Source organism: Paenisporosarcina sp. P5_A11, from assembly GCF_056400705.1.
This window is the reverse complement of sequence record NZ_JBFUKT010000240.1, coordinates 1-3,907: the sequence shown is the minus strand read 5'-3', so window position 1 is coordinate 3,907 and position 3,907 is coordinate 1. Positions and strand designations below refer to the sequence as shown.

General features: G+C 35.7%; 6 protein-coding genes. All 6 read left to right on the top strand.

The annotated features are described in order from the left end of the window. Positions 1 to 273 precede the first annotated feature (273 nt). The 6 genes from AC1DOS_RS18555 to AC1DOS_RS18530 all read left to right on the top strand — a co-directional run bounded on the left by AC1DOS_RS18555 (position 274) and on the right by AC1DOS_RS18530 (position 3,904). On the top strand, positions 274 to 1,113 hold the full coding sequence (locus AC1DOS_RS18555) for a DegV family protein (RefSeq protein WP_477538693.1): 840 nt from the start codon (positions 274 to 276) through the stop codon (positions 1,111 to 1,113). A gap of 58 nt (positions 1,114 to 1,171) precedes the next feature. After that, positions 1,172 to 2,005: a GDSL-type esterase/lipase family protein gene (locus tag AC1DOS_RS18550; protein ID WP_477538692.1), complete on the top strand. Its 834-nt coding sequence runs from the start codon at positions 1,172 to 1,174 to the stop codon at positions 2,003 to 2,005. A 15-nt stretch (positions 2,006 to 2,020) separates the two neighbouring features. Further along, positions 2,021 to 2,593, top strand: a complete 573-nt coding sequence (locus tag AC1DOS_RS18545) for a YpmS family protein (RefSeq protein ID WP_477538691.1) — start codon at positions 2,021 to 2,023, stop codon at positions 2,591 to 2,593. Positions 2,594 to 2,607: 14 nt separating this feature from the next. Beyond that, positions 2,608 to 3,132 (top strand): peptide-methionine (S)-S-oxide reductase MsrA, encoded by a 525-nt coding sequence (msrA, locus tag AC1DOS_RS18540; protein WP_477538690.1) that lies wholly within the window; start codon positions 2,608 to 2,610, stop codon positions 3,130 to 3,132. A 2-nt stretch (positions 3,133 to 3,134) separates the two neighbouring features. Continuing rightward, complete coding sequence (msrB, locus tag AC1DOS_RS18535; RefSeq protein ID WP_477538689.1) at positions 3,135 to 3,557, top strand: peptide-methionine (R)-S-oxide reductase MsrB; 423 nt, start codon at positions 3,135 to 3,137, stop codon at positions 3,555 to 3,557. A gap of 116 nt (positions 3,558 to 3,673) precedes the next feature. Continuing rightward, positions 3,674 to 3,904: a YozE family protein gene (locus AC1DOS_RS18530; protein WP_108585798.1), complete on the top strand. Its 231-nt coding sequence runs from the start codon at positions 3,674 to 3,676 to the stop codon at positions 3,902 to 3,904. Positions 3,905 to 3,907: the final 3 nt, after the last annotated feature.

Sequence of the window (3,907 nt, the reverse complement as noted above, 5' to 3'; positions counted from 1 at the left end):
ATACTACTGATAGCGGGATAAAATATACCTATATGCTGTATAAACGAAAGGATTAAGGTGATTCTTTACAAACTTTTTCTTGCCTCTTGGATAATTGCCATTTTCTTTAAGAGAATAGCCACCTATAACCAAACCAAAAAATACGATGAACTTTTAGCTGGATGCCCCAATTATGGCATCCGGTTTTTTTAGTTAAGCTTGCGAAATGCTTATAGTTTACAGAACCTGAACATATTTTTATAATAAAGATAGGAGAAGAAGGGTGAGACTGGAATGACAAAAATTCATATCGTAACCGATTCAACAGCAGACTTAACAGCAGATCAAATTACACAATATTCGATTCATGTTGTTCCATTATCCATACAAATTGATGGGAAAACATTTATAGATGGAGTAGACGTTCAAGCAGAATCATTTTTAGAGATGATGAGAACATCAAAAGAACTTCCGAAAAGTTCACAACCTGCTGTCGGTGTTTTTCAAGAGCTTTATGATGAACTAGGAAAAAATGGAGACAAGATTATTTCTATACACATGTCAGGCGGAATGAGTGGAACGGTAAAATCGGCTCAAGCAGCTGCTGAAATCACAAATTCAGATGTAACAGTGATAGATTCGCGTTTTATTTCATATGCTTTATCATTTCAAGTAATTGAAGCTGCACAACTTGCACAACAAGGTGCGATAGTTGAAGACATTGTGAATCACTTGGATAAAGTTCGGGGAAATACGAAACTGTTTGTGGTTGTAGATACACTTGAAAATTTAGTAAAAGGTGGACGAATAGGCAAAGGAAAAGCATTAATTGGATCATTACTCTCCATTAAACCAATTGCATCTCTTGAAGGCGGGGAATACACGCCTGTCCATAAAGCAAGAAGTCACAAACAAGTGGTTCAGTATTTATATAAACAATTTATTGAAGACACCACTGGTAAAAAAGTTAAGAATGTTGGGATGTCACAAGCAAATGGCTTTTCGATGTCAGATCCGTTGAAAAAATTGATTGAGGAATCTGGTTTTAATGACGTGAAAGTTGCATTTACGTCACCAATTATTAGTACGCACACAGGAATTGGAGCAATAGGATTTATGTACATGGTGGAATAAAGAATGAAAATGAGCAGGGAGAGATCCCTGCTTTTAATAGTAAGAAGGAGAGAATATAATGAAAAAGCAGTTGATACTTGTCATCTTGGTGAGCTCATTCATCTTGACAGGATGTCAATTTGACCTATTTAACCAAACTGACCAGGCATCCCAAAAGGATTTTACAACGAGGCAGTCGCTTAAAATGGAAAGTTTCAAGTTAAATAAAATGTTTATTTCAGAAGAGAAAATAATAGTTGGTCTAGGTGATTCTTTGACTCAGGGTGTAGGAGACGAACGAAAGCTTGGTGGCTATTTGGGTCGTTTAGCTACTGAGATGGAAAAATTCCAAGGTGTAGGTCAAATCGATCTGTGGAATGAGGCCAAGCGAGGAAGAAGGAGTGACCAACTTTTAAAGCAAATTCAATCTGGAGAAATTGATGATTCGATAAAAAATGCAGATATTATTGTCGTGACAATTGGCGGCAATGATATTATGAGAATCGTAAAGCAAGATTTATTTAAATTGCGTGTCGATGCCTTTCAAAATGAATTGCTTGTTTTTGCAAAACGCTATGGCAAAATCATGAAAGAAATTCGCAAGATTAATCCAGATACCCCTGTTATCTTATTAGGGTTATATAATCCCTTTTCAATTTTTACGGATCAAGCAAATGAATTTGACCAAATTTTAGCGAACTGGAATAGTGCAATCAATAAGGTAGCTTATAGTGATATAAACGCCTGTTTTGTTCCGGTAAATGATTTGTTTAATTCTAATTCAACAATGGTTTACCATACGGATTTTTTTCATCCAAATAGTAAAGGCTATGAGCAAATGGCAGACCGTGTATTAGAATCCCTCAAATCATGCGGTATCAATCAATTAACAAAAGGGGAAATGGATTTTTAAGGAGTTGAATGTTTAATGAACCGATGGAAAGTTGCTTTCCTATTACTTATCGCACTATTAATTACCGCAACGGTTATTTTTGTTCTCTGGATTAGTTCTCCTTCAGAAAAAACAATCATTCCTGAACCAAAAGCAGCTTCCGAGGGGCATGTATTGACGGTTAAGACGACTAAAGAAGATTTTGAAGGTATTGCGAATTCGTACATAATGGATGAAATGAAAACTAGACCTTTACCTGTAACATTAACAATAGAGAACCAAATTCTTTTAACAACAGAACTCACTATTTTTTCATTTAAGTTACCGGTCATTATGAGATTCGATCCAATAGTTGAGCCAGATGGTAACTTAAGACTGGTCCAAACAGGAGTTGAAGTCGGCAAATTAGAAATCGAACCCGAAACCGTGTTAAAATTGTTGAAAGATTCTGTGGCCTTACCAGAATGGATGATTGTCCGTCCAGATGAAGAGGATGTATATATTGATTTATCACGTATTCCAATGAAATCGAATGTTGAAGTTAGAGCAAAAGAATTCAATTTGGAACAAGATGAAATTACACTTGAAATACTTGTTCCGAATAATTAAAGGAGGTCGTCTAATTGAACTCAGAAAAAGCAACGTTTGCAGGTGGTTGTTTTTGGTGCATGGTTAAACCCTTTGATTCTTATGATGGCATACATGCTGTTGTGTCAGGTTATACCGGAGGGGAATTAGAAAACCCTACTTACGAGCAAGTATGTACAAATKCAACTGGTCATAAAGAAGCTGTTCAAATAACATTTGACCCGAGTGTATTCCCTTATGAGCAACTCGTACAAATGTTTTGGATGCAGATTGACCCTACCGATCCAGGTGGTCAATTCTATGATCGTGGTTCTTCTTATGAAACCGCGATTTTTTATCATAGYGATACTCAAAAAGAAATAGCTGAAGAATCAAAAAAATCTTTAGAATTAAGTGGTAAGTTTTCTAAACCTATTGTCACTTCTATTTTAGAGGCAAAACCTTTTTATCCAGCAGAACAATACCATCAAGACTATTATAAAAAAAATCCAACACACTACGAACGTTACCAAGTGGGCTCAGGAAGGGCTGGATTCAAACAAAAAATGTGGGGTGAATAACATTGTCAAAAGAAGAATTGAAAAATAAACTTACACCTATGCAGTTTCACGTAACGCAAGAAAATGGTACGGAACCACCTCATCGGAATGAATACGACCAACAGTTTAATGAAGGTATTTATGTGGATGTGGTTTCTGGGAAACCATTGTTTAGTTCTAAAGATAAGTATGATGCAGGTTGTGGATGGCCGAGCTTCACTAAGCCGATAGAAGGCCAAGAAGTGACTGAGCATGTTGATGAATCTCACGGTATGAGAAGAACGGAAGTCAGAAGTAAATCTGCTAACTCACATTTAGGACATGTATTCCCAGATGGTCCCGGTCCGGATGGCTTACGGTATTGCATTAATTCAGCTTCATTAAAATTTATACCAAAAGAAAGATTAGAAGAAGAAGGTTATAGTGATTACGTAACCCATTTCTAATCAAATTAGGCTAAACTCATTTCTTTGGGTTTAGCTTTTTATTATTCTTTTGTTTTTACATCATGCTCAAATTCATGTATATATAGTAAACAACGTTTTTTATATGGAGGAAAATTATGAATCATTCATTTTACAAATACGCACTTACATTTAGAGGTGGACCACTCTCAGACAAAAAAGCTATGTTTGCTGAAGCAATGTTTTATGATTTATCGTTCCCAAAACAATCAAATGATTTTGAAGAGATATCTAGATATATTGAAGAACTAGCGCATGAAGATATGTCCGCAACTATTTTTGACGAAATGTGGTTATTATTTGAAACCAATATGGCTTTCCGACAGTAGAAT